We start from the raw sequence: 25236 nt of genomic DNA on the forward strand, positions 1-25236 counted from the left end.
ATAATGTCTACGAGCCGTGGCTTTACTATGGTTGAATTGCTGGTCGTCTTGGTATTGATTGGGTTACTTAGTAGTTTTGTAGGTCCAATGGTAATTTCTCAGGTAGAAAAAACAGAAGCTAAAATAGAAGCTGCTCAAATCCTTAAGCTATTTGAGAATGCCAGTCAAACAGCATTTTGGCTTAATGAGAGAGTATTATTTCGCACCGAAGCAAATAACATTCTGGTTGTTAGAGAGATAAGTGGGAAACAGATTGTTAAAAAAGAGTTTAGAGTGCTTCGATTTAAAACTGGAGAAATTGAGATTGGGGCTACAGGGGATAGCAGTGCAAGAAGTTTGAATTATTACGTGAATGACCAAATGCGTACAATCGAACTTGTCTCAATGTGGCCTGAATATAAAGGACTGCCTGTAAATGCATTCAATTAAGGGTTTTACACTGATCGAAGTATTAATTGCGTCCATAATTCTTTTTTCGACCATCGCGTTAAGCACACAAGTTTTTCAAGGGGCAATTATCTCATCGGAGAAAGCTGCGGACCATATAAAAATCTCAGCGATTAAGATGCTATCGTTGGATTTCATTTCAAGTGAAATTAGGAAAGGAGAAAGAAAAGGAAGCTTTTCGAATATGGGCGTTATGGTGAGCTGGGAAGCTAATGTGATTAAGAAAGGAGCACCTCCGGCGGTATTTAATTTTGACGAAAACCAAATGCAATATTTTGAAGACAAATTTGAAGTGCTAGAAATTTCTGCCACTTTTCAGTTTGGAAGGTTAGTTGACACAATGAAATTCAAAGAGCTGTATTGGCATGAAAAGTCTTAAAGGCTACACACTTGTGGAGCTGCTAATAGCTATGGCGGTTATGTCAAGCTTGATGCTAGTAGGTAGCTTTAGCTATCAGTTTTTTGCAAACCGTTGGAATAAAGAGTTAGGCTCCTTCTCAAAAGTTGAATCACTGTCTTCTGGTCTTATTGCTTTACAATCTATTTTTAAAGGCATATCTCCCTTTGTTATCTATAATACTTCAACCTCACCTCGGACCCCTACTATCTTATTTGAAGGTAACAACGACGCTTTGTTAGGATATACAAAAAGAGGCCTGATGTATGAAGAGGAAATTTTTCGCATACTTATAGAGCCAGAAGGTGAGGGCTTTCAATTAGTTTATCAGTACAATAACTTTAATAAAATGAGGCTTTTAGAGACTACAGATACAATTGAATTTGAGAAAAGTGTTGTATTGCTGAATAACATAAAGCACGTCACCTTTCAATATTATGGTTGGAATAGCATTACCGAAAAAGTAGAATCGGGAAGTACTGGCACAACCCCTAATTTAATGGAAAAGTACTCTTCAAGTACCACGCAATTGCTGCCTTTATACATTCTTGTGAGCATAGCAACCGAGGAGGGAAGTGCCGTAATAAAGGTGGATACGGAAAAAGGGGCGCATCGACATATCTCTCCTTATATCGGGAGGCTACTGGATGAAGTCTAGAATGTGTTGTGGCATCGCATTAGTACAGGTCCTTATCATGGTAGCCATGATTTCGCTCTTCCTTTTGTACATTCAGCAAGTTAATAGCGCTAAAATCAAGCAGACTGAAAGAGTAAAGCTCAGAGCAAATGCAGAAGCTGCATTGCAATCAGCTAAAGCAGAAGTTGAGTTCCAATTGTTGACGAATTCGAAGCAGTTGGTCGATGCTCACAACAATTTTGACCAAGAAGACAACCGACGAAATTGGAATCTACATGGAAAGAAATTTCCGCTAGAGGGAAACGTGTATGCCTCTATTCAAGACCATGCTGGGTTAATTAGCATACATCACTATAGTTCATTGAGAATGACACGTGCATTAAAGGCACTAGGGATGAACGAAACTCAAGCGCTAAAGTTAATAAGCGCTCTGCGAGATTGGCAAGATGAAGACTCTTCTACCGCTGATGTCGGTATCGATGGAGTAGTAGACTATAAAATAAGAAATGGGTTGGTGAGTCAGATTAGTGAACTAAGCTGGTTTAGTTCTTTAGATGAGAAAATGCTCAAGCAGGTAACTTCGTTATTTACTACCCACTTTAATGGTGAGTTCAATCCGTTAACAGCGCCTGACAACCTTTTGAGAGCAGAGGTGGGCGAAGATTATGGTGATAATATAGTAGCTTTAAGGGATAATGGTCAGCTGACGGTTAATCAATTTCAAAATTTGACTGGGGTCGTCAGGGGGGATGGTATTCGTTTTTCTCCTTCAAACTGGTTTAGCGTTTTATTAGAATATTCTGAACAGGACATCACTATCAGAAGAAAGTATGTATTGAATGTGAGTCCATACAGTAAAAGCAAAAAACCGGTCGTGTTATTAGAAGAGTCCAGCATAAGGTAGTGATTAAGTTGTTAAGCAAAATAAAAAATCTGTGCAATAAATTGCTAAGTAAAGGAGTTTACTATTTTGATGGTGAACTAAAGGCAATTGACTTTAATAAAAAGCAGCTATGTGTTGTTGAGCAAAAAGAGATAACTCCTTTAGTGGTGATCGTGTCTAGTGACCATTACAAAACAGAGTTGAGAACGGTTCCTTTTACCACGGATGCTGACGTAAGAAGAGCATTAAAGCTTAAGCGCAACACAGGGCAATTTTGGACTGTTGGTAAAAAGCTCTCTCAAAAAACTGAGGTAAACTATTGGCGGTTCAGTGATGCAGTGCCAAAAGGTGTATTCACTGTACCTGAAGCGCTATTTTATTTGTGTGCAAATAAGCTTAGATTTCTGGAGGTAGAAGGGCATCGCAGCAGTTACTATATGAGCTTTTCAGAAGGAAGTTTTCAGGTTACGAGGAAATTTGGCCTGATTAATTCAGCCGAAAAATTTTTGCTTTCAATCGGTGAACCCCAGCACTTTTCTCAACAGTTTAAATCAGCTGACAACTCACTTTTAATAAATAGTCTTACTAATTTGGCGAGCTTTAACTCACTTAGACTTTGCTTGTCATTTTTTAACAGTCAAGCGGCTGGGATTGACAAGATAAAGCTTACAAATAGCGTTATACTACCGCTTTCTTTGGTTTTGCTTATATATTTGTCTGCATCTAGTTTATATCTAATCGGGAAAGAGCTTTATGTCACTTCTAAATACCAATCGATCGAGTCTTCTGCTTTTTCATTAATTGAAAATCAAAATAAGTTTGATGAAACCAAAACGAAGTTAGATGCAATTAACCGTCTTGTATCTCAAGATGCAAACTATCCAGCTGCACTTTATGTCATGACAAATGTATTTAACAAGGTAAAAATGTCGAACCTATTGTTTGAGTCAGGGCGGTTTGTGTTTAGAGCTGAAGCCGAAAAGGCAACAGATATATTGGCTATTGTCAAAGAGCACCCTAGCGTTCGTGATGCCAAGTTTGATTTACCTGTAGTCCAAAGTCGGGCAAATGAAAGGTTTACTATTAGTTTTACGTTAAGCAACACACATGTTATTGAAAAGGTAAATAAATGAAAGAGTTATATAAATACCGTGTTTCATTAACTATAATCGCGTGTTTGGTTATATTAAACTTCGTTGTGGTGCCAGTATTAAGTTGGCAAGAATCAAAAGGGGAAGCGCTCCTTTTGGCTCAAAAGAAGTTGAACAAGGCAAAATCAGTTATAGAAAATAAAGAACATATTAATGCAACCTCAGAGCAACTCCAAGTAGTTGCTGATGATGTTGAGCGGTTACTGTATAAAGTAGAAAATATAGAAGACTTTAAGTTAGAAGAGCAAACTAGATGGCAGTCTTTAGCTGAAAGTCAAGAGTTGCGAATTAAACGCTTTGGTTGGAAAACGCCTTTTATCGAACCAGTTTCTGGACTTGGCCGATTAGATTTAGAGCTTCAAATAGAAGGGGATGGCGATAAAATTGTTGACTATTTGCTCGATATAAAAGCTAAAGATAAGTTAGCAATTGACTCAGAGTTTAGATTATCTTTTCGGGGTCAAAGAGAACAACAGCTTGGCATTTTTAGTGTATACCTTAATCGTAAGTTTTATTTTGATCCCAATAGTGCCGGTTTTCAGGAGTAATCATGGTTCTAGCTAATATGAATGCTAAAGTGGGCGGGATTTATCCAAAAATTGTTATGCTAACCATGAGTCTAACCATAATCTTTTGTGTTATAGACTTCAGTGATAAAGCCTTTTGGGCATCAAGCGAAATATCGCCTAATGAAGTCGATATTAGCGCATTGGCACGAGTTCAGTGGGGGATTTCAAACCAAACTATATCTAAGTATAAAGAAAGTTTTGATGGATATAGATATGAAGAAGTCGAATCGTCTGAACCGGTAGAAAAACAGTTTACAAAAGAAGACGAATACACCCAAAGTGGTTCGTTGACAGAAGTTTTTGTTGATAACAATGTTTTAAAGTTGAAGGCAGTTATCAGTAAAGGCGAAAGTTTTCAGGTTATTATTGAAGTGGAAAATAAGCAAACTGGTGAGTTATCTATTTCACAGGTGACAAATAATAGTGATTTGTTTAGTTTTAAAGTCAGAGTGATCAACACATTGAGTATAGAACTAACTCGAACAATTGAAAGCCGTGAACAAAAAATACAGTTAACGATGTTCCAACTTCCAACAGCTTCACAAGAGGTGCAGTAAAGCTCATGAAACAAATTAATAAGTCATTCTGCTTTAGTATGATCACGGTACTCACTCTTTCGGCATGTAAGTCCACAAATCCCAAAGATGTCGGAGTGTATAATGTTGACAAATCCTATATCGAGCAAAATATTCGTAATACTGAAGTTGAGGGGGCTGAACTTCTTGGTGAAACAAGCGTTAACAATAAAGAAAAGATAGCGGATGGTTCGCTACAATTTTTGCCAAAATATCGTACATACATCAACGAATCAAAAGTAACAGATGATGTTATCGATAGGTTTTCAAATACAGAAATGCTCTCTGTTAGTGCAGAATCGCTTAGGATAATTCACTTTTTACATTATGTTTTAGGCGATCAGCTGAAACTAAATTATGTGTTATCTGATGAGCTTAAAGATGATAATCAAACGATAACGCTTAATATTCAAGATCAAGTGAGTGAAAGAAAGTTATTTCTACTTTCACGCGAGCTGTTGGAAGAAAAAGGCTACGTGTTAAGGTTTCGAGATAATATTTTTTACGTGCATCAAAAAGAAGACAGTAATAGCACGCTTAAAGATGTAGTGTTTGGATATGGAAAGTCTGTAGATGATGTACCTCAAACCAGTAATGAAATTATTCAAATGGTGCCATTCACTTATGGTATGCAAATGGGGATGGCGAACACATTAAGGCAAATGCTCGGTATAAAAGCCTCTTCTGATGTAGAGAGAAATGCCATAAATGTATACGGAAAAAGAAACGAGATCATTAGAGCGCTTGAGCTTATAAATATGTTCGACAGGCCTAGTCTTGCTAACCGTGAAATAGGTGTATACCAATCTGTATATATGCCAACAAAGAAAATGTTAGACAGTTTGACAGAGCTGCTTAAACAAGAAGGGATCACCCTACAGACCGGGAGTTCAACGGCTGGCACCGTAACCGTGGTTAATATAGAGCAGCAGAATCGCTTGATCATGTTTGCGAATGAGCGCTCATTATTAGACAGGGTCGTGTTTTGGGCTGAAGAACTGGATAAACCGATTAATACGGCTGAAAAACAGTATTTTATTTACCAACCTAAATATTCACGTGCAGTGGATATGGGAGAAAGCCTTGAAGCGTTAATTGGTAATGGAGGGAGTTTCTCCAACTCAACTTCTGTCGCCAATGAGGCCTCTTCAAGCGCGTCACGCCCAAGTGTCACAAGCGCATCGAATAAAGACCTGAAAATGGTTATTGACGAACGCTCTAATTCCGTTATTTTTTATACAACGGGGGAAAGCTACCAGCAAATTCTACCACTAGTTAAGCGATTAGATATATTACCAAAACAGGTGATGCTTGAGATGGTAATTGCTGAAGTGTCTATGACAGATGAATTTAAACAAGGGGTGGAGTTTCTACTTAAAGGAAGCAGTAATTATAGCTTAAGCACGGAAGGTGCCTTTATGGGGGAGGGCGGCTTTGGCGGATTATCCTATGCCCTGACCGGAGATAGGGGGAAAGTCGCCGTTAATTTGTTTGAGAAGAACTCGCTTGTGAATATTTTATCCCGCCCATCTATCGTTGTAAGAGATGGTGTGCAAGCATCGATCAATGTAGGTAAAGATATTCCAATTATAGGCCAGACAACTTCAGACCCAATTAATGGAGAGCGACAAACCACATCAATTGAATACCGAAAGACAGGTCTGCAGCTTGATGTAAAGCCAACGGTGAACGCGCAAGGTGTTGTACTCATGGAGATATCTCAGAAAGTCTCAAATGAATTACAGCAGACTACCTCGACAAGTGGAAATCCATCGCTTTTTGACAGAACCATAAAGACAGAAGTGGTTGCTGAAAGTGGCCAAACTATTGTGCTTGGTGGAATTATCAGTGAAAACCGCTCATTAAATGACTCTGGTGTACCCATACTTAAAGATCTGCCAATTTTGGGCGAATTATTCTCCGCAGATACTAAAGATGGCGATAAGACGGAGTTGGTTATTCTCGTTACGCCACGCGTTATTCAATCTAACGACGAATGGAAAGACATAAAAGAAGCGTTTAGGACTAAGTTTGAGCAACTTTCGTTTTAGGTGTTCACTACTTGTCATAATAATGTTCTAGACTTGTCGTAGTATTTTTACGTGTAGAAATACAGAACGCTGTACACATAGGTTCGAATAGCTTCAAAATTAGGAAAATTATATATTTATTACGCTATTTTCGCTTGATAGCTGGGAGAAACTTGAGTACACTCAGTACGATTCTTGTTTTGTTAACTAACTTATAACTAACAAAGCAAATTGAAAGCAACTGAAAAATGGATAATTTAGTAAGTTGTTTATTTTGTAGTCGAAAAGTGGTGCCGATGTTGACTAATTTACAAAACAATGGTTACACTCTCGATTGCTTAATTTGTTTGGTTGTTGCTTAGGCGACGGCCTAAGTACAATAACAAGTAAATTATTTGAAATGATAGAACACTCTAAACTATTATTTCAGTTTCATGAAACTTGGAGAATGGAAATATGTTCAAAAGAACTCTACTAGCGCTAGCAGTATCTGGCGTAGCAGTATCTGCAAACGCTGCAACAATTTACACAAAAGCATCAACATCTGTTCAAGCTGACGTTGAAAAATCAATCACAGCAAACGCGAAAGGCGAAGCTGGTGAAGCACTAGGTACTGATAAAGTTTTTGGTGGTGCAAACACTGACAACTGTACAGCTTTAGCGTCAGCTTTAGGTGTTTCACTTTCTAATGACGGTAAATTTGCTGTGGCGGCTTCTGGTAAAGCTGGCGATACAGCAGCATTTGCAGCATTAAGCGGTCTTAATAAAACAGAAGTTAAAATGACTGCAGATAATGTATGTACAGCTTCTGTTAAACCAGGTCTATCTACATCAAGCGTTAAAGATGGTCTAGAATACTCTTCAGTTAAAGCGATTGAAATCAAGCCTGTTATCGTTGCTGGTATCGGTGGTTACAAAGATGAAGATACTATCACTGTAAACCTTTCTGGTGCTAAAGTTGACCTTACTAAGACAACTGCTCCTACAATCACTGTTGGTAACGATGGTCTGAGCACTGCTCCAGCTAATTTCTCTTTTGATATCCTAGATATCACAGCAGACCGTGTACGTTTTACTGTTCAAACAGTAAACGCGAAAAACGACTTTGTTAAAGGTGGTGCGGTACTACAATTAGGTGGTATTTTCCTTGACTCTAAAGGTCTTTCTTCAGACACAGCAGTAAGTGTTGATTCTTTCGCAACTAACACTTCTGGTACTGATTTCGACGTGGCTTCAGCTCGTGTTATTACTACACTTGTGAACCAATACACAGCGTCAGTTTCATCTCTTCTAGATGCAGCTATCGATGTAGGTAAAGATCGTCAAGAGTTTGCTACTGGTACTAGCGATGCACTAGTAGTTGCAATGAAGAAAAACACTGACAACCTAGAGCTTACTCCAGCTGAAGTACATTACACTATTACTGGTGACTTCTCTTGGATGCTAGATGATGACATCGATACCAATAAAGATGGTAAACTAAGCTCTGCTGAACTTGGTAAAGCTGTGAAAGTTGCTGGCTTAACAGACGACGCTGCTAAGTCTTACGCTGTAAATACAGATCTGACTAAACTAACAGTAGTTAGCACAGTAACTGGTGCAGTTGATACTTCTGCAACAATCACATTTACCGTTCCTGGTCACGATGAAGGCAAACTTGAGAATCTAATGATTCCAGTTCAAGACTTCACTGTTGCTGTTGATGTTAAAGACAACAAAGCATTCTCTACAGCTGCTGTAAACATGCCAGCACTATCTGCTACAAACGCAGGTGCGTGGACGCTTAATGGTTCTGTAGTTATCGTTCCTTACATGCCGTTTGGTCCGAACACTCAACCAATTCTACGTCACACTAACGCTGGTACTCGTACTGGTGATATCACTGTACGTTACATGGTTGAAGACGAGCACAACGCATGGCAACCACTAGCGGCTGCAGGTGTTAAAGACGCTAAACCAGGTGTAAGAAACATGCTTAACATCGTTACTGATGCACTTAAAGCTGAAGGCTATGATTCAGAAAAGTCTGGCTTCAAAGTAGCTCTAGAAATCGTTACTAACGTTCCTTCAAGAGACGTTCACGTATACGGCGGTGCTAAGGTTGATGTTGACGGTCAAGACCGTATCCACTTAGGTACTTTCAAAACTAACAACTAATATTTGATATTAGTTCTAGTTTATAAAAGGCGAGCTTAGCTCGCCTTTTTGTTATTAGAGAAAAATAAAACTAGGTCATAAATTTAAACAATTGCTTTTTGCTACAAGATACCTAGCACGGAATAATTAGTCGCGCCTGAAACCAATTTAATTTATTGAATTACTTGAAGATCTAAACAATCTTGCTACCTTTAAATTGCAGCTTTTTTGAATCACACAGCCAAAACATTGCAATTTGAGTGTAAAAATAAAACCTACCATGCAAGCACCACAAAAACACCTGTTTCAAGTCGAGTTTATTGATATCTTTTCATCGCGTTATGAACTCGCGAAACTAGTAAAACTCATTGATTGACTGCGCCTAGAGGCAGATTCAAACAGCACTATGGCGATAAAGGCGCTGGTGCCAAGCCTATCCCCGCCTACCTCGAATATCTTAAACAAATTCACAAATTGTCTGATGAAAACACGGTGGCCATGTGATGCGAAAACCCGTATTGGTAGACAGGGGGAGGTGGACTATGACGAGAGCTCTTCAAATTTGCCTTTGTTAGGAATCCTTGGCAAAGAGTTTGGTCTGAATATTGTTATCGCCAGCATAATTGTAGTCTTGATGACTTCTTGCTAAAAAGGTTTCCAACGGAAACACAAGACAATTATGCTAATGGAGATGATTTATATCGACATATTATTCCTCAAACTGAGTGTATATTTGATCACAGAGATGTCTTTAAAGTTGATTTCATCGGTCGATTTGAAATGATAAATGAAGCCTTTAAGACATTATCTCTACAACTTTTTGGTGATGATAAACTTTTACCTCATGTAAATAAGTCTCCATCTAAGAAAGTGTTAAACTTATGTAATAAGAATAAGGTAGACTATCAGAGTGCATACAGCGATAAAGGGGTTAAGTTTACTGAAAAGTTCTCTGCTCGTGATATAGAGCTGCTCTCTTATCGCTTTGAATAACAGGAAAAAAAATGAAAGATTTAGCCCAGCTAGAGTTGTTAATAGAAAAACAGAAGTATAAAAAAGCATTGCCGCTAGCAAAAAAACTAGTTAACCATGACAGTGGTTTTAGGGTTACAGAGCTGCTTGGCATGGCTCAACATGGTGTGGGGCAATATGGATTAGCCGCCATAAATCTCATAAAAGCCGCAGAGTTAGCTGGCACATCGAGTCAAAAAGCTGTTCTGTACCGAAATGCAGGTATTTGTTATCAAAACTTAGGTGATAAGTTTCAAATGCAGGCCCTGCAAGCTTTCGAGCTATCACTTCAGTTTGATCCTGGCTTCGATAATATACAAATGCGGGTCGTAGCTGCGGAGTTAGCTTTTAGCCTAAATCAATACGATTTAGCGCTCTCATTAGCTGCCAAGCTTATGGCCTATTCGGATTACGCTGCATTAGGCTTAGTTATTACGTTAAGAGCACATTTGGCTAAAGGCGATCAAACTAGCTTTGAAAAGCAAATGCTGATTATCGAAGGAGAAAGCAGCGCTTTTCCTGAACAAGAGGCGAAAAACCTATTAGTAACGCTAAAAGAGGCTGATAAACAAAGTTGGTTTATGAATATGTTGGGGTTATTTTCCAATAGATTTTCGCATCAAGATTGGTTTAAATATTTGCAAGGCTTGAAAATTCAGCAACAACTCACAGCAGAAAAGCCTGAGGAGTTGATTGTATCCGATAGCAATGAAGTTGCAGAAATCATTAGGCAGTTAGTTGAAGAAATCAAGCGTTACGGTGGAAGTGTTTCAGAGGATTTAAGATTAGTTGCCTGCCAAGGTAATTTAAGTATTAAAGCCTTTAATCAGCAACCTAAGGTACTTATTGATATTCCACTGGAATGTATGCCTTTACTAGACGATTTTGAGCTTGAAGTAAATGGAAATACACTAATCTCGACACCAAAAAAAGAGCTATTAAATCCAACAGCGGTCAAAACGATGTCACTGATGGTAGAGCTTTACAACAAAGCAGATAAAGTAACGCAATGGAAGCTATCCTCTCCTTTTTTTACCTTAAGCAAAGATAGAGCTTTATTAGAGAAGCTTTGCGATGGTAAAAAATTAAATACTAAAGTGAATAAAGATAAGCGGCTTGCCTTAGAAGAAAAGTGGGATGAGTTATTTCTATCGAGCTTTTTCGGCTCGCGAAAATTTGCGTATAAAAATGACTTTTTCAACATAGGAAAAGAGGGCTATACCTCTGGATTATTATCTATAATTGATTTCTTTAACCATAGGTGTGGGGCGTCGCCATATAAATTAAGTAACAAAGGTATATCAGTGGAGGGAACACCGGGTAATGCTGAAGCCGAGGTTTTCGTTAATTACAACCAATTTGACCCGCTTTTAACATATTTAATTTATGGGTTTGTTGATTACGCAAGCGACTATTTGTTTTCTATTCCTTGTCATATCTCATTAGCAGAACTCGAGTTTGAAGTATTTGGAAATACAGCAGTACTTGACGTAGAAAATCGATCAAATAGAACATCTCATTTAGCGGCATTTTTGCCTAATATTGCAGTAAAGGAGCAAAGCGTCGGCATCGATAAACTACTTATCACACCGAAGCATCCAGAATTACTAAGAGAAGCTATACAGACCGTTCTCTTAAGTGTAATGGATAAAGATAAAATCAATGACGTAATACTTGCAGACTTAGTGAAGAGTTTCGAAAAGCAGTTGCTGACGCAAAATATTAGCTATTGGCGAGAAGTTGAAGCACTGGCTGCTGAAAGTGCACTAGAGAATAGCGTTATTGATAGTGTCAACTTGCTTTGTAAGGAGTCTAAATCCATGATTCAGAGATATGCGAGTAAACATTCAATAACTTTATTCTAGGTAGTTAAATAAGCTAACGATACGTAATAACATGATGCCGATCACAATCTCTCACGATTGTAGACCTCGTAAAAACCTAACTGACGTGATTGGCATCAATGTTATTTGGTGATCGCGATGCATAAAATATGCATTTATTCAAACTGGTACTTAAACAACTCAATATCCCTTTTGTAAAAGTCAGCAACAAATTCAGTTGTTTCGTTGTCAAAGTAGGATTGATAAGAAGGCTTTACTTTCTTACCAATTAACTTTTCTAGCAGTGGGTGTCTTTTTGTTGTTTTATTTCTGTATGGCAAATCGACAACATGTCCAAAAACGCGTTGGCTGATAGCCTCAAAATCATTCATTAAGTTTTCGAATTTACCAACAGTATCTACTAAACAATCATTTCCTTCATAGAGAAAACAATGTTGTGGAACTAAGTGCCTTAAGTTCCCTATATGGTTTTGATAATCATCAGAGTCGCAGCTAGGCAGGTAATCCAGTACAAAGTGCTTAAAGCTAAACGGGTGCTGCTTGTATGTATATTCTGATACCAACCTACTCCAAGGGTTGCGCACAAAACTAAATTTATAGTAATCGTGAAATTGCTCAGGAGTTATGTAGCCAAGTTGCACATATTCGCTGGCGGTTAAATGAGCGAGTCTAGGAGGGCCTTTCTTGGGGTTACTGTTTTTTTTGAGTAAAAGTGGCGCTCTTTCTTCCCAGGTTAAGGAAAGTTCATTAAGAAATGCACTTTCAATACTTTGACCTGCAACTTTTGGTATGTGAACAAAGATGCAGCGATGTTGGTGAGATATCATGTTAATGATTCCTAAGTATTTTGTATCTTGCGAAGTAATATCCGAGGAGGTTTTGCGTGCTCATTGCAATGGCTGTTGTAATAGCAGCGCCCAGAGGACCATGATTAGTAATGAGGTGCATGGCCAATATAACAGTAATAGCAGCAGTGAATATGCTAATATTTTGGTAGGTTTTTTCTTGGCCACTCATCGTTAACAGTGTGATTGCAGGTCCCGTAATAAGGTTAATAACTTGACCAGCTATAAGTACCAGTAACCATAATTCACCTTGTTTATAATCCTCGCCAAAAATGCCTAATAAATATTCTGAATAAAAATAGAACAGTAAAACCGTGATTGCGGCGACGAAAATAGATGTTGATTGACTAAGTGAAAACAGTTTCTTTACTTCATCTAGACGATGTTGTGAGTAGCTTTTTGCGAACTTTGCGGCCGTTACACTATTTAAGGCAAACAAAAAAATACTTGGGAGCATCGCTAGCTTGGTTACGATGGCATAAACGCCAAGTTGCGAAAGAGACACTTGTGTACTTAGGTATAGTTGGCTCCCTTGTTGCACCACTAAATAAACTAAACCGCTAATCCAAAACGCTTTTGCACTTATCCAGAATGAATAGCGTGGTTGGGGTGTTGTGGTGGTAGGGGGGCGAAGTTTAATTACAATAAATAAGCTAGTAATAGCTGTAATGCACAGTGCGCCAGTCACAAGATACAATACCAAAGCAAGAGTGCTCAAATGCATGGTTGTAGCACCAAAGAGCAGTATACAGAGGCTAGCAAATCCACTGAATGTGGTAAATAAGCTGGGTTTTGATAAGCCTTTGAAAATGCATGCGTTTAGATTGATTATTGCAGTGGCGAATGAGGCTATATGCAGTAATGTCCAAAATTGAAAGGTAGAGATACCTGAAATGGATAATAAACTATAAAAGTGACAGAGTAATCCAGTTGTCACTACCGTGATAGAAATGCAGGTAAAGAAAATAGCATATATACGCGGTAAAAAACTTGCAATATCAGTGTGTTGCTGTGATGCAATGAAGCGAACCGCAGCTTGGTCCAGTCCACATTTACTTATTGCTACAATAAACAGAATGAGTAGTTGAAATAAGGCAAATAGGCCAAAATCATCTGTTGATAATTTTTGAGCAAAGTACCAATTAACTAGAAAGCCTAGTGCCGTTGTAAGTAGTTTTAGCAATAGTGGAAGCCTTATTTGGCTTAGAAAATTATTACTTAACAATTGCGTTATACTCTCGTATTAATTGTTGTGCGATTGCATCTCTACTGAAGTTGCTATCGATGTAAGCGTGTCTTTGATTGTGCTCATTTAAGCCACACGACGTCTTTTTCAGTACTTCAAACATGAGTTTGGTGAGGGTATCAATCGTGGCGTCTTCGGCAACTTTCCCATTTAGCTTCTTAACGACGTATTCAGGCCCTTCACACGGAGAGCTAATGACTTCTAATCCACAAGATAGTGCTTCATGTACAGCAACAGAAAAGGTTTCATATTCGGACCAATTAACATAGCAGTCGCTGGATTGCATCAGTTTAGCGACGGTTTCTCTAGAGCTATCGCCAATAAATTTAACTTGTTTTAATTTTAACGACTCGCACAGTGTTTTGAGTTTTTGTTTATCTTCTCCGTCTCCAACTATTAATAGTTTGGCTTTTGGGTGTTCTTCAGTGATGTATGAAAATGCGCTAACAATGCTAGCAACTCGTTTAACTGGCCTTAGGTGTGCCACAGTAATAAAAGTGAAATCATCATGTATTTTTTCTTTAGGAGTGAATAACTCTGAGTCAACCACATTGCCAATGATCTCAATAGTCCTATCTAACTCAAATCTGTCCCGTAAGATGCTAGCTAGGCTCTCCGAGACGCAAACTAATTGATTTGCCGCTCGGTAGGCTTGACCTATTAATTGTGTCTCGAATTTAGGAGTTGTCGATAATTTTGCTGCTGATGCATGTTCTGTAATTATAAAGGGTATCTGATACTGTTGGGCTATTTGTTGTGCTGCAAGACCAGCTGCTCCTCCAGGTCCATAAAAGCAGCTATGGGCATGTAATACATCAGGTAACCCGAAGTCTCGAGTATATTGCTCAAACAGTTTTTGATACTGCACTATTCGTTGTTTTAAGTTTATTCGGTACAGTGCAGGTAAAGTAAAATATCGATTTCTTTTGGTATTAATTTGTACATCATTTAATTGAGAAGGTGGTGTACAAGTCAAGGCATGTTTTATTGAAACCGGCTCGGGATAGATAACGCCCACATTACATCCATGTTCTTTTAACGAAAGTGCCTGCTCTTTGAAAAAAGAGCCTAAGGTTGGTTTTTGACTGGTGTGATACCAAGAGGGTAGAAATAATACATGCATGTTGTAATTCGAGTCGTATTGCTAAACAGCCAAGCGATTGTTCTGGTATAGTATCACCTAATTTTACAGAATACTTTGATATTTTCGATGATTGAAAAGCTAACAAGGCTTCTTAAACGCTGGTTGCCACTTCCTGTCTACCCGTATAAATCTTATATGATAAGAAAGCAGTGTATTTTTATTCACATTCCAAAAAATGCAGGTACCAGTGTCTTAAAGGCATTTGGCTATAGAGGTTATCGGCTTCATGCTAAGTGGTTTGATTATAATGAATCTAACCCATATCTTTTTGAACGCTATCATAAGTTTGCTATCGTTAGAGCGCCCTTAGCAAGGTTATATTCTGCTTACAACTATGTGATAAAGGGTGGTAACCAGAGTGAAGGGGATAGGGCGTTGCAACAGCAGGTGCTAAATAATGCCAGAACGTTCACGGAATTTGTAGATAAGATATTGACTCCTGAATTTGTGTTGTTTCAACCTTTATTTCAACCACAGAGCTACTATATATTTGATTCTCAGTATCAATGTAAAGTTGATACTATTTTACGCTATGAATCTTTGAATCACGATTGGCGTAAGCTTTGTATTTTGAAAGGATGGACAATGGAGTTACCTTGGTTAAATAAAGGGGCTTCAACATTACCCGAGGCGCTCTCCCCGCAACAGCTCGAAAAAATTCAATGTTTATATAAAGTTGATTATGAATTACTAGGTTATCGCTTCAATGAGTAGGAATACGATTATACTCACAAGCAATGCTTACCTTCCTAATATTGGAGGGGTCGAAAATTCCTTAATGCAATTGAGTAAAGCGTATCATGAGTTGGGTTTTCGAGTTGTGATCATTGTTAGTAACGTTAATACTGTTAATAAACAAACCTTACCGCTTTGCGAAACTACCGAATACGCAACTATTTGGAGGTATGACGTTTGTTTTCATGGGCAACAGCACTCTAAGTTGAAAGCATCCCTTTTGGGTTGGCAAAATATGCGACGTTGCTTTAGGGCCGCTAGGGTTGAGTTTGGTAATGCTTTGGTCATTAGTCGTTATCATATTACTACTATCCATGCTCGATTAGCTGGCTTTAGTCGAGTGAGATATTTATTACCCGGTGTTGTTAAATTCCAAAACCAGCCAAGCAATACTCATAAGGTGGAAGGGCTAAGGCAAGTCAAACAATGGTTAGCGATTTTTTATCATCATGCGATTCAAAAACTTGCTTTACAGGTAACTGAGAAAAATTTTGTGTTTAGCAGTAATATGTTAAACCAGTTAGCTCAAATTGGTTTTGATTGTAGCAAGGTGACAATGGTGAGCCCTGGAGTAGATACAAATAAATTTATTTCTCTTGATGTAAACGCTCAAACCGCCTTGAAAGGCAAGCTGGGATTACCCTTGGATAAAAACTTATTACTCGTTGTCGGACGGTTTACCGCGGCAAAGGGAATTGAGTATGCAATTCGGGCACAGAAAGAGCTTTTACATACACATTTAGTACTTGTAGGTGGTGGGGAGCAGGAGGATTATTATAAATCCTTAGTTGTGAAACTTGGTATTGAGGAATGTGTTACTTTCGTTGGTGCTGTAGCGGATACTTCTCCATTTTATCAGGTAGCGTCACTATTTCTTATGACATCAACTTATGAACCGTTTGGACAAACTATTCTTGAAGCATTAAGTTGTGAAGTGCCAGTTATTGCGTTTCGCGCAGGAGAGACTGTGAAAACGGCAACTTGCGAGATGCTTGGTGACGATGCATGTTTTTATGTGAATACATTAGATGCTAGTGATTTGGCAAAAACTATTTCATGTGCATTAGCAGACGTTGAAAAGCGAGCGCAAATTTCGCGTAACGGCGTGGCCTTTGTTAGGCAAAAATACAGCTGGAATGCATTGGCTAAATCACTAATAAAGTAGGCAAATATTGCTATTTAGGATTTTATCAAAAATAGCAATATTACTCGTAAGATTACTCTGTTGTGGGGTTGTATTGGTATATTTGACTTGTCATTTGGGTCGTAAACGCACCTCCAATTTGGTACTGCTTCTGATCAACTGACTCCATTTTAAAGTCACGCAAGTAGTAAGTTTCAGAGCCTTGTTGCTCCGTAGCACTTGGATTGCTTGATAGGTTACTCCACTGCATAGTTTGAGTATTGTAATTCAAAACGTGTGCTGCGCTATGAAGCTGAATGTTTTGCTGATTATGCGTCAGCGTATAGTAGCTCCCGAAGAGCTCAGCCGGCACCTGCTCATTTAAGAGTATCTGAGCGCTTGAGAGTTGATACTGAATTAAGTGAGCTTGTTGCTCTTGAGTATTGTTAGCCGTTATAAATAATTCGTTTCCGATAAACTGGCAGTCAGTAATCGATAGATTTGGTAGTGATGCCGGTTTGTGCGACCAAGTTGTATCAGCGGTGGCCAGCTGATAAGCATACGTGGTGTTAGCTTGTTGGGTGAACGCAACAATCGTGTCATTGTTTGCACAACTCGCTAGAACATTATTTTCAAAAGGGGCAAATTTGGGCGCTGCAATTGATGTCCATTGTTGTGTACTAAAATCAAAGATCTCCATTGTCTCCTTGGGGGAGGAGGTGCTTGGGCAGGCCTCTGTTCCACCGAAGAGGAACAACTTATTGTTTGATACTTGAGCTTGATAATAGTAGCGAGACTCGTTTGCAGAAGGTAAGGCTTGCCAATCCGTGTTTGTGGTTGCAAGTGAGTGGATCTCAGGTGCGCTTAAAGGTGCATTTGCGCAACTCATTGAGGAAGAAAGTGATGCTGCATGACTTGCAATGATGATTTCCTTTCCAAGTGTCGCAGACTGCAAGTGACTACCTAGATTGTTTGGGATCTCTGAAAAAGCTTGCCATGGTTGAGATACAACCTCTATGTCGAAAGGGGGCAGCGATACGCTATGTTCGCCATCCAGTACAGATATAACAATTTGCCGATAGTTACCAAGCTGTTCAATATTAGCCGGCTTTCCACTTAGCTCACCGGTTGTTGTATCAAATTCCGCCCAACTGGGTTTGTTGGTAATTCCGAATTGATATGTGCTAGTTTCACCGTCAACATCTTCAACAGTTGGCGTGAAATGATAGCTGTCGTTAAGTTTGATAGCTTCGGGCGAGGGGGTTCCTGAAATAGTGGGAGCGTCGTTAATCGCTTCGACTGTTATATCGACGGTAACTTCATTACTCAATACCCCACCTTTTTTAAATTTGTAAGTGAAACTGTCAGTGCCATTTTTGTTTGGTTCTGGTTGATAACTTAGGCTCAAGCCACTGCTGGTGAGCGTGCCAAGAGTGGGTGACTTTATGACTTCAACGGTTAATGTGTCGTTTCCACTTGGTGCGGACTTTGGGCTAACCGCAAGCGTGTAAGTTTCATCTTCTTGGGTGGTAAATGCTGTTGATGTTTCTACAGTAAAGCTTCCTTGGCCACCGATTACATCATTGTCATTGTTATCTGAACTCCCTCCACAGGCGCTTAACAAAGCACTAGCAATGATAGTAGAGATTATTGACCTTTTCATAAATACCTTCTCCTTGAATGTTGTGCTCACCTCTAGTGTGAGTATCTGTTGGACGAAATTCAAGCAATATCTTTTCAATACCTTGAACGCTAATATTATGGCTTACGATAAGGTATTTTGTGGCGTAGATGAGTTGCATTGCTCGTGTTAGAATGGAAGTTTGATGATGAAGTCAAGGTTAATACTTTTCGCGTAGTGACTGGTTTGACTGTTGATGTGTTAATATTGCAAATTAAAAGATACGCGCTTGGCCACAAATAACTTTTTAAAAAATATCCTAACTCTTGTTTCGGGCACTGCTTCGGCGCAACTCATTTTGTTACTGATCTCGCCTGTTTTGACACGACTCTATAGTGCGCAGCAGTTTGGTAACTTCGGTGTGTTCGTCAGTATTATCACTATACTTTTAGTACTCGTCAGCTTGAAGTATGAGCTCGCGCTTCCCCTTGTAAAACAACATTCAATTGCTAAGGTGCTACTACACCTCTGCTTTATCTTGATCATATTGAGCTGCACAGTGGTTGCAGTTGTTGTCTATGCATTTGATTCATGGTTGGTAGAGCATCTCAATCTATCGCTAAATAAAAGTGAGCTTTATCTTATCCCTGTTGCGCTATTTGCTTGTGGTTGTTATCAACTTTTGCATTTTTACGCGATTAAAACAGAATCTTTTCGGGTGTTAAGTGTGTCAAAAGTGACGCAATCTGTGATTATAGCAATAGCGCAAGTTGGACTTTCGTTGTGGACGGTTTTTGGTTTAGTGCTTGGGCATACTTTCGGGTTTATTGCATCGACTTTGATGTTTTTATTACAAAAGCGAGATACGTTACACTTTAACGGCTACAACCCAAAACGGTTGCTAGCGGTTGCTACACGCTTTAAAAACTTTCCTAAGTATACGCTTTGGGCTTCATTGGCTAACACCTCAAGTACGATGTTGCCTGTAGTACTGTTTTCTGGTTACTACTCTGCGGCACTTGTTGGGCTCTACATTTTGGCACATAGAATGTTATTTGCACCTGTAACGCTCATCGGAAATGCGGTTGGAAATGTCTTTATGTCAAACGCCAAACATTATTTAGTTGCTGGAACGTTGGCAAAAAATACCCTGGATATTCATAATCGCCTGATACTGATTGCTATGCCTATTATGGCCTTAACTTTGCCTTTTTTACCTGAGATCTTTGCAGTGGTTTTCGGGGAAAAGTGGACTGAAGCGGGGGAGATTGCCCAGTTTATTGCTATATGGATCTACTTTGTATTTACTGCGTCTCCTATCAGTACTGTTTTGGTTGCAATGGAAAAGCAAAAACTTGCGGCTTATTTCGATTTTGGTTCTTGTATCGTTCGTCTAGGCAGCGTAGTGCTGTTATCTTCCATGGCTTTTAAAGATGCAATTATGTACTTTTCAATTATCAATGCACTTGTAGTAAGTGCGTTCATCTTATTGGTTTTTTCTCAGCTCAATATTTCTATAGCAGACTTGATCATGCCGCATTTAAAAGCGTTTGCTGTTTTATGTTTGCCAAGTTTTGTGATTATTCGCTTACTTGCCGAGCAAAGTGATTTCATTGGTTTTCTCAGTGCAGTGTTTGTCGTGTTGCCATTAACATTACTGATGATAAGGAAAAAGATTTGAAAGTGCTCGTTTTACCTTCTTGGTATCCACCGTACAAAGGGGAGTTTATTCAGCAACAGGCGGAAGCGCTGGCTGAACAGGGACATGATGTCATAGTGCAAAGCGTAGAGCGTATTTCACCAAGAGAGCTACTGCGATGGTTGAGTGCTTGGTGTTGGTTGTTTTCCGGTCGTTACACGTTATCGCAAGAAGGTCCGTTGACTGTCGCACGGGCGCCATTACCTGGTATTCCAAAGTTTTATGCATTATATGCTGAGCTGTTTGCATTTAAATCTAAGCAAGTATTTAAACGTTACAGAAAGGTGATGCAGTACCAGCCAGATGTGATCCACGCACATAGTTTAATATGGGCCGGGTATGCAGCGAGCAAAATCGCAAAAATGTTTCCGGTTAATTATGTGGTCACAGAGCATCGAGGGCGATTTATTAATAATCAGTACGTAAATGAGAGTGAAAAAAAGGAAATGTCACTGGTACAGGTTAAAAAAGCGCTGCAAGGGGCAAGTAAAGTCCTATGTGTCTCATCTAAGCTTATTCCTTACCTGCAGAAAGTGTGCCCTGAGGCCAAGCTTGAAGTCCTTGCCAATATGGTAGATGTGGATCGTTTTACAATGAAACGTTCAACAGTACACCAAGCTTGTCAGTTTATCTGTGTTGCGCATGTGACGCCCCTAAAAGGTCATGAAACTTTGCTCCAAGCCTTCGCGAACGTAGCATCCAAAGATAAAGATGTCTCATTAACGATAGTCGGTGATGGTTGGTATTTAAACCAGGTCAAGGAGTTAGCTGTAGAGTTGAACCTAGAGAGCCGGGTCAGTTTTACGGGTAACTTGACGGCGAGTGAAGTGGTGAGTGCGCTTCAGCAGGCAGATGTTTTTGTTCTTCCAAGTCAATACGAGGCCTTTGGGGTTGTATATATCGAAGCAATGAGTGCTGGCTTACCGGTTATCGCCACGAATACTGGTGGGGCTGTGGACTTTGTAAATAAAGAAAATGGCATTTTGGTTGAACCAAATAATATCGAGTTACTTGCAAATACGATGCGGTATATGAGGGATAACAGAGCACAATACTGTAGCCAAACTATTGCAAAGCAAACTAAGCAGCGTTTCTCCACTGTTCACATTGCCAGTCAACTTAGTAAGCACTTACAGAGTGTATCGGAAGTCAAATGATGTATAGCGTAATAACAAACCATGTAAAAGCATTTGATGCCCTCGGAAGCCCCTACTTAGAGCAAAAAGGGCTCGATGGTAGTGAGTTTGGTCGTGGGTTTTTCGAACGACACTCCCTCTCTTCATTATCTGGATTTTTTGCATTGCTCAGCCATGAAGATGAGTTTGTGAGGCTTATAGCTGATAGAGTTCGCTCGATTCCATTATTTTATGCAGTAACGAATGACAAAATATTGTTCTCCTCCAATTATGCTTGGCTGCATTCGGAGTTACAGCAAAATGAAGAGTGTGAGCAGGGGAAGGCTGAGTTCGCATTAACTGGCTATGTGTGTGCAGATAGAACGCTATCTAAGCAAATAAAGCAAGTTGAGGCGGGCCAAGAAGTCATCATTTGTAAGCGCACTGGGACAGTCAGCAAATCAAACTATTTCCTATTCCAACATCATGAGCCTGAGGTTCAGGCTGAGTCTCTATATGTTGAACAGTTAGACATGGCTGTGAGGGCTGTATTCAAACGGCTTATAGAATTTGCCGCTGGACGCCAAATTGTGCTGCCGCTTTCTGGTGGGTTTGACTCTCGACTCATCGCTTCAACGATAAAACAACTTGGCTATCAAAATGTCGTCTGTTTTTCCTATGGCTTAACAGGAAATAAAGAAGCAACTCTGAGCAAGCAAATTGCTACTGGGCTGGGCTTTCAATGGTACTTTGTTGAGTATAACGAAGATAAATGGCGCAATGCTTGGTTTAGTGATGAAGCCAATGAGTTTCGAGAAATGGCCTCTAATGGTGTGTCTTTACCACATATACAGGATTGGTTGGCGGTCAGAGAATTAAAAGACAAACAGTTAATTTCAAGCGATGCTGTTTTTGTGCCGGGCCACAGTGGCGATTTTGTCGCAGGCTCTCATATCCCAGACATTGTCTTTGAGCAACAGCAGTTCTCAAAATCTGACCTAACCTCACAATTGCTCACGGATCACTATCAGAATGTGCCAAGGCAACTAATTGAAACGCAGACATTTAATCGAATAAAGGTAAGCCTGCAGCGGCAATTATCAGATGGCGATGTTCTTAATGCAGAAGCGTTCGCTAATCAATATGAGCTTTGGGACTGGAGAGAAAGACAGGCAAAATACATTATCAATTCGGTTCGTGTGTACGAGTTTTTTGGCATGCAATGGTGGTTGCCCTTATGGGATAAGGAATTTGTTGAGTTTTGGTGTGAAATGCCACTGCAATATAGGAAAAAACGCCTTTGGTATAACGCCTATGTTGCTGACAGATTCAAATCCGTGGTTGGCGCCCAAAGTGAAATCGCGGATAAAAATGCGGCGGATTTCAGTTTTGCTCGTAAGTTAGCGCATAGACTTTATCAAGTGATGCCTACACCGCTCAAACAGCTTATCTATGGTAAAAAACTCAGAAATGACTTTGATAATCACTTTTTGGCATTTGGGGCGTTGCTTTCTGATGAGCAAAAAGATGAATATGCCAAGTTTGGTTACACCATGATTGGAGTTTATTCCTTACTGTTCTTACAATCTCGCTGGGGAAATAAAGAGAGCTAGCAGAAAGTTTTGTTGATTGCATTCTTTAACAGTTTTATTTCTTATACATGCTATATTCGCTCAGCTTTCTAAGCAAATTGTGACTTTTGTAGGCAATTAACAGCCTATCGGTTGTATCATTGCTTGGTAATAAGGTAAAATCCGTCGGTTCACGGGCTGTGTAAAACGCGGTTTTGTAGGAAAAGTAGAAGGTCTTCTGAAATAGGTCTCCTACGAGGAATATTCTCAACTAATTTGGCTACATATTTATGAAAGTTGTAACAGTAATTGGGGCAAGGCCGCAATTTGTCAAAGCCGCTACATTTAGTCGCGCAGTCAGAGAGCACAATCAAACCAGCCAAAAAGCAGTGCAAGAAGTGATAGTTCATACGGGGCAACATTACGACGCCAATATGAGCGATATCTTTTTTGAAGAGATGCAAATTCCCAAGCCAGATTACAGTCTCGGAATTGGTGGTGGCACCCATGGACAAATGACCGGCCGTCAGTTGGAAGAGATTGAGAAGGTACTATTAGAAGAAAAGCCTGACTGGGTTTTGGTTTATGGTGATACCAATTCGACACTCGCTGGTGCATTAGCTGCAGCTAAGCTTCATATTCCGGTTGCTCACGTTGAAGCAGGGCTACGTAGTTTTAATATGAGAATGCCTGAAGAGATTAATCGCATCCTAACTGACCAAATCAGCAAAATTCTATTCTGTCCTACAGATACCGCTGTGCAAAACTTAGTACGAGAAGGTTTTAAAGACAAAAGCTGTCAGGTACGCAATGTCGGTGATGTGATGCTTGATGCTGCTAGTTTCTATACACAAAGCGCAAAGCGACCAGCTATCCCAGAATATGACAGTTTCTGTCTGTGTACAATCCACCGAGCAGAAAACACCGATGATGAAAATCGTCTCAAAAGCATCATTACAGCACTAAATGAGTTATCGGAAATTCAACCTGTTATTTGCCCAATTCACCCTAGAACACAAAAATTAGCTGAATGCTTGGGTCTTGAGATTAAGTTTGACGTAATACCGCCGGTGAGTTATTTCGAAATGGTATGGCTGTTAGAGCATTGCGAGATAGTACTAACGGATAGTGGTGGCCTTCAAAAAGAAGCGTATTTTTTCTCAAAGCCATGTATTACAATGCGAGATCAAACTGAGTGGGTTGAACTGGTCAACACCGGTGTGAATCAACTAGTTGGTGCTGATAAACAAGCAATTTTAAATGCGGTTGACGCTGCAAAAGCAACGAACTTTGCTCAAGCTGAGAGCTTATATGGTAACGGTGAAGCCGCGAAGGCGATATTGGCAGCTCTTCTGGAGTTTGAAAGCGCCTAATGAAACATCAGTTTGAATATATCGCTTTTGTAGATGCCGAGAAGACGCCCGGTGTTGCAAAGAAAATAGATAGTACAGTTGCTTCTGCACAAAAGTTGGGCTTGAATGCCAAGTCTACTTTGCTTGCGCCAACGATGTCGGGAGCGTGGGGATTTATCAAGGCCCTGTTGAGCACCAATACAGAAGTATTGTTTGTTCGTTTTTCTAGTTTATTGTTTCCATTTTTGTTTTTTCCTTTTTTGCTCGCGCGACTAAGAGGAACAAAAATAGTAGTGGATGTGCCAACGCCACGAAAGTCCGTGCTGGTAGAGCTTAAAACATCAGAGCCAAGAATGCTTGTAAGAATGTTTAAACAGAGTATCTCATTACTTTCTGCCAGTTGGGTGCTAATGCCTGCAAATCTAATAGTGCAATATGCGCAAGAATCTGCATGGTATTTATTCGGCGTTAAGCATAAAACACTTAAAATAGGTAACGGTATTAATATACCTGAAGATTTGCCTGTAGCGCTGTCATCCTGGCAAGCCGATGATACCTTAAATTTAATTGCGGTAGCGCAACTCGCAGATTGGCATGGATATGATAGATTGTTGAAAGCAATCGCAGAGTTAGCAAATAAACCTGATGCGCCGAAAGTCAGTTTGACTATCGTAGGCGAAGGGGAAGCGTTTGAACCTTTGAAGAAACTGGCAAAATCATTAAAAATTGACTCGCAAGTTGAGTTTACGGGATTTTTATCGGGCGCTAGGTTAGATGCACAGTTTAACAATGCACATATAGGCATTGCGAGCCTTGGCTTGTATCGCATAGGACTTGATGAAGCTTCAGTGTTGAAAGCCAGAGAGTATGTGGCAAGAGGATTAAGTGTCATTGGTGCTGCCAATGATCCAGATTTCCCCGCGGATTCTGATATTCGCTTGATGGTGAGTAATAGTGATAGCACGAATGACATCACGACGTTGATTTGTGAGTTACCGACTAAAACATTAATGTCACCTAGTGAGTTAAGAAAGTATGCGGAAGAAAACCTGAGCATGGAGAGTAAGCTCAAGCGTATTTTAGATAAGTTAAATTAACAGATAGT

21 protein-coding genes and 1 pseudogene are annotated in these 25236 nt (G+C 39.6%); 18 read left to right on the forward strand and 4 right to left on the reverse strand.

Annotated elements, in window-relative coordinates:
* Positions 1 to 3 precede the first annotated feature (3 nt).
* The 11 genes and pseudogenes from CTT31_RS02570 to CTT31_RS02620 all read left to right on the forward strand — a co-directional run bounded on the left by CTT31_RS02570 (position 4) and on the right by CTT31_RS02620 (position 11701).
* Positions 4 to 429 carry a prepilin-type N-terminal cleavage/methylation domain-containing protein gene (locus CTT31_RS02570; RefSeq protein ID WP_017217147.1) on the forward strand — a complete coding sequence of 142 codons (426 nt, stop codon included), beginning with the start codon at positions 4 to 6 and terminating at the stop codon, positions 427 to 429.
* Entirely contained in the window at positions 416 to 826 is a 411-nt protein-coding gene (locus CTT31_RS02575; RefSeq protein WP_211859170.1) for a PulJ/GspJ family protein, read from the forward strand. Before CTT31_RS02570 ends, CTT31_RS02575 begins: the two co-directional genes overlap by 14 nt.
* On the forward strand, positions 813 to 1502 hold the full coding sequence (locus CTT31_RS02580) for a PulJ/GspJ family protein (RefSeq protein WP_039494210.1): 690 nt from the start codon (positions 813 to 815) through the stop codon (positions 1500 to 1502). The genes CTT31_RS02575 and CTT31_RS02580 overlap by 14 nt, the downstream gene beginning before the upstream one ends.
* 37 nt (positions 1503 to 1539) lie before the next feature.
* Positions 1540 to 2385 carry a type II secretion system protein GspK gene (locus CTT31_RS02585; RefSeq protein WP_165383822.1) on the forward strand — a complete coding sequence of 282 codons (846 nt, stop codon included), beginning with the start codon at positions 1540 to 1542 and terminating at the stop codon, positions 2383 to 2385.
* Positions 2385 to 3497 carry a hypothetical protein gene (locus tag CTT31_RS02590; protein WP_260491911.1) on the forward strand — a complete coding sequence of 371 codons (1113 nt, stop codon included), beginning with the start codon at positions 2385 to 2387 and terminating at the stop codon, positions 3495 to 3497. Before CTT31_RS02585 ends, CTT31_RS02590 begins: the two co-directional genes overlap by 1 nt.
* Positions 3494 to 4063, forward strand: coding sequence for a hypothetical protein (locus CTT31_RS02595; RefSeq protein ID WP_211859172.1), 570 nt, complete (start codon positions 3494 to 3496; stop codon positions 4061 to 4063). Before CTT31_RS02590 ends, CTT31_RS02595 begins: the two co-directional genes overlap by 4 nt.
* Positions 4064 to 4065: 2 nt before the next feature.
* On the forward strand, positions 4066 to 4641 hold the full coding sequence (locus CTT31_RS02600; protein WP_260491912.1) for a hypothetical protein: 576 nt from the start codon (positions 4066 to 4068) through the stop codon (positions 4639 to 4641).
* Positions 4642 to 4646: 5 nt separating this feature from the next.
* Positions 4647 to 6710, forward strand: coding sequence for a secretin N-terminal domain-containing protein (locus CTT31_RS02605; RefSeq protein ID WP_045962957.1), 2064 nt, complete (start codon positions 4647 to 4649; stop codon positions 6708 to 6710).
* Between the two features lie 435 nt (positions 6711 to 7145).
* Entirely contained in the window at positions 7146 to 8846 is a 1701-nt protein-coding gene (locus CTT31_RS02610) for a hypothetical protein (RefSeq protein ID WP_260491913.1), read from the forward strand.
* 543 nt (positions 8847 to 9389) lie between these two features.
* A pseudogene (locus CTT31_RS02615) lies at positions 9390 to 9818 on the forward strand (hypothetical protein); the annotation flags it as partial.
* Between the two features lie 11 nt (positions 9819 to 9829).
* Positions 9830 to 11701, forward strand: a complete 1872-nt coding sequence (locus CTT31_RS02620) for a tetratricopeptide repeat protein (protein WP_260491914.1) — start codon at positions 9830 to 9832, stop codon at positions 11699 to 11701.
* A 134-nt stretch (positions 11702 to 11835) separates the two neighbouring features.
* On the opposite strand, the gene CTT31_RS02625 is transcribed toward CTT31_RS02620, so the two are convergent.
* Genes CTT31_RS02625 through CTT31_RS02635 form a run of 3 tightly spaced genes read right to left on the reverse strand, consistent with a single transcriptional unit; the run spans position 11836 to position 14894 of the window.
* Positions 11836 to 12507 carry a sulfotransferase family protein gene (locus tag CTT31_RS02625; protein ID WP_260491915.1) on the reverse strand — a complete coding sequence of 224 codons (672 nt, stop codon included), beginning with the start codon at positions 12505 to 12507 and terminating at the stop codon, positions 11836 to 11838.
* Between the two features lies 1 nt (position 12508).
* Positions 12509 to 13708 (reverse strand): oligosaccharide flippase family protein, encoded by a 1200-nt coding sequence (locus CTT31_RS02630; RefSeq protein WP_260491916.1) that lies wholly within the window; start codon positions 13706 to 13708, stop codon positions 12509 to 12511.
* Between the two features lie 31 nt (positions 13709 to 13739).
* Entirely contained in the window at positions 13740 to 14894 is a 1155-nt protein-coding gene (locus CTT31_RS02635; protein ID WP_260491917.1) for a glycosyltransferase, read from the reverse strand.
* Positions 14895 to 14981: 87 nt separating this feature from the next.
* Here CTT31_RS02635 and CTT31_RS02640 point away from each other — a divergent pair, with 87 nt between their 5' ends.
* Together CTT31_RS02640 and CTT31_RS02645 are read left to right on the forward strand one after the other, a co-directional pair.
* Positions 14982 to 15629 (forward strand): sulfotransferase family 2 domain-containing protein, encoded by a 648-nt coding sequence (locus CTT31_RS02640; protein WP_211859178.1) that lies wholly within the window; start codon positions 14982 to 14984, stop codon positions 15627 to 15629.
* Positions 15622 to 16815 (forward strand): glycosyltransferase family 4 protein, encoded by a 1194-nt coding sequence (locus tag CTT31_RS02645; RefSeq protein ID WP_260491918.1) that lies wholly within the window; start codon positions 15622 to 15624, stop codon positions 16813 to 16815. The genes CTT31_RS02640 and CTT31_RS02645 overlap by 8 nt, the downstream gene beginning before the upstream one ends.
* Positions 16816 to 16867: 52 nt before the next feature.
* On the opposite strand, the gene CTT31_RS02650 is transcribed toward CTT31_RS02645, so the two are convergent.
* Positions 16868 to 18436 carry an Ig-like domain-containing protein gene (locus CTT31_RS02650; protein WP_211859180.1) on the reverse strand — a complete coding sequence of 523 codons (1569 nt, stop codon included), beginning with the start codon at positions 18434 to 18436 and terminating at the stop codon, positions 16868 to 16870.
* A 247-nt stretch (positions 18437 to 18683) separates the two neighbouring features.
* On the opposite strand from CTT31_RS02650, the gene CTT31_RS02655 reads away from it, so the two are divergent.
* The 5 genes from CTT31_RS02655 to CTT31_RS02675 all read left to right on the forward strand — a co-directional run bounded on the left by CTT31_RS02655 (position 18684) and on the right by CTT31_RS02675 (position 25228).
* Positions 18684 to 20075 (forward strand): lipopolysaccharide biosynthesis protein, encoded by a 1392-nt coding sequence (locus tag CTT31_RS02655; protein WP_211859181.1) that lies wholly within the window; start codon positions 18684 to 18686, stop codon positions 20073 to 20075.
* Between the two features lie 2 nt (positions 20076 to 20077).
* Entirely contained in the window at positions 20078 to 21250 is a 1173-nt protein-coding gene (locus CTT31_RS02660; protein ID WP_260492394.1) for a glycosyltransferase, read from the forward strand.
* The gene (locus CTT31_RS02665) at positions 21247 to 22821 is read left to right on the forward strand and encodes an asparagine synthase family protein (protein WP_211859183.1); all 1575 of its coding nucleotides are present in this window, start codon (positions 21247 to 21249) and stop codon (positions 22819 to 22821) included. The genes CTT31_RS02660 and CTT31_RS02665 overlap by 4 nt, the downstream gene beginning before the upstream one ends.
* A gap of 248 nt (positions 22822 to 23069) precedes the next feature.
* A complete protein-coding gene (wecB, locus tag CTT31_RS02670; protein ID WP_260491919.1) occupies positions 23070 to 24152 on the forward strand; it encodes a non-hydrolyzing UDP-N-acetylglucosamine 2-epimerase in 1083 nt (360 codons plus the stop codon).
* On the forward strand, positions 24152 to 25228 hold the full coding sequence (locus CTT31_RS02675) for a glycosyltransferase (protein ID WP_260491920.1): 1077 nt from the start codon (positions 24152 to 24154) through the stop codon (positions 25226 to 25228). Before wecB ends, CTT31_RS02675 begins: the two co-directional genes overlap by 1 nt.
* The last annotated feature ends 8 nt before the right edge of the window (positions 25229 to 25236 follow it).

It is taken from the genome of Pseudoalteromonas maricaloris, assembly GCF_024746855.1.
In the GTDB taxonomy this organism is placed as follows: Bacteria; Pseudomonadota; Gammaproteobacteria; order Enterobacterales; family Alteromonadaceae; genus Pseudoalteromonas; species Pseudoalteromonas maricaloris.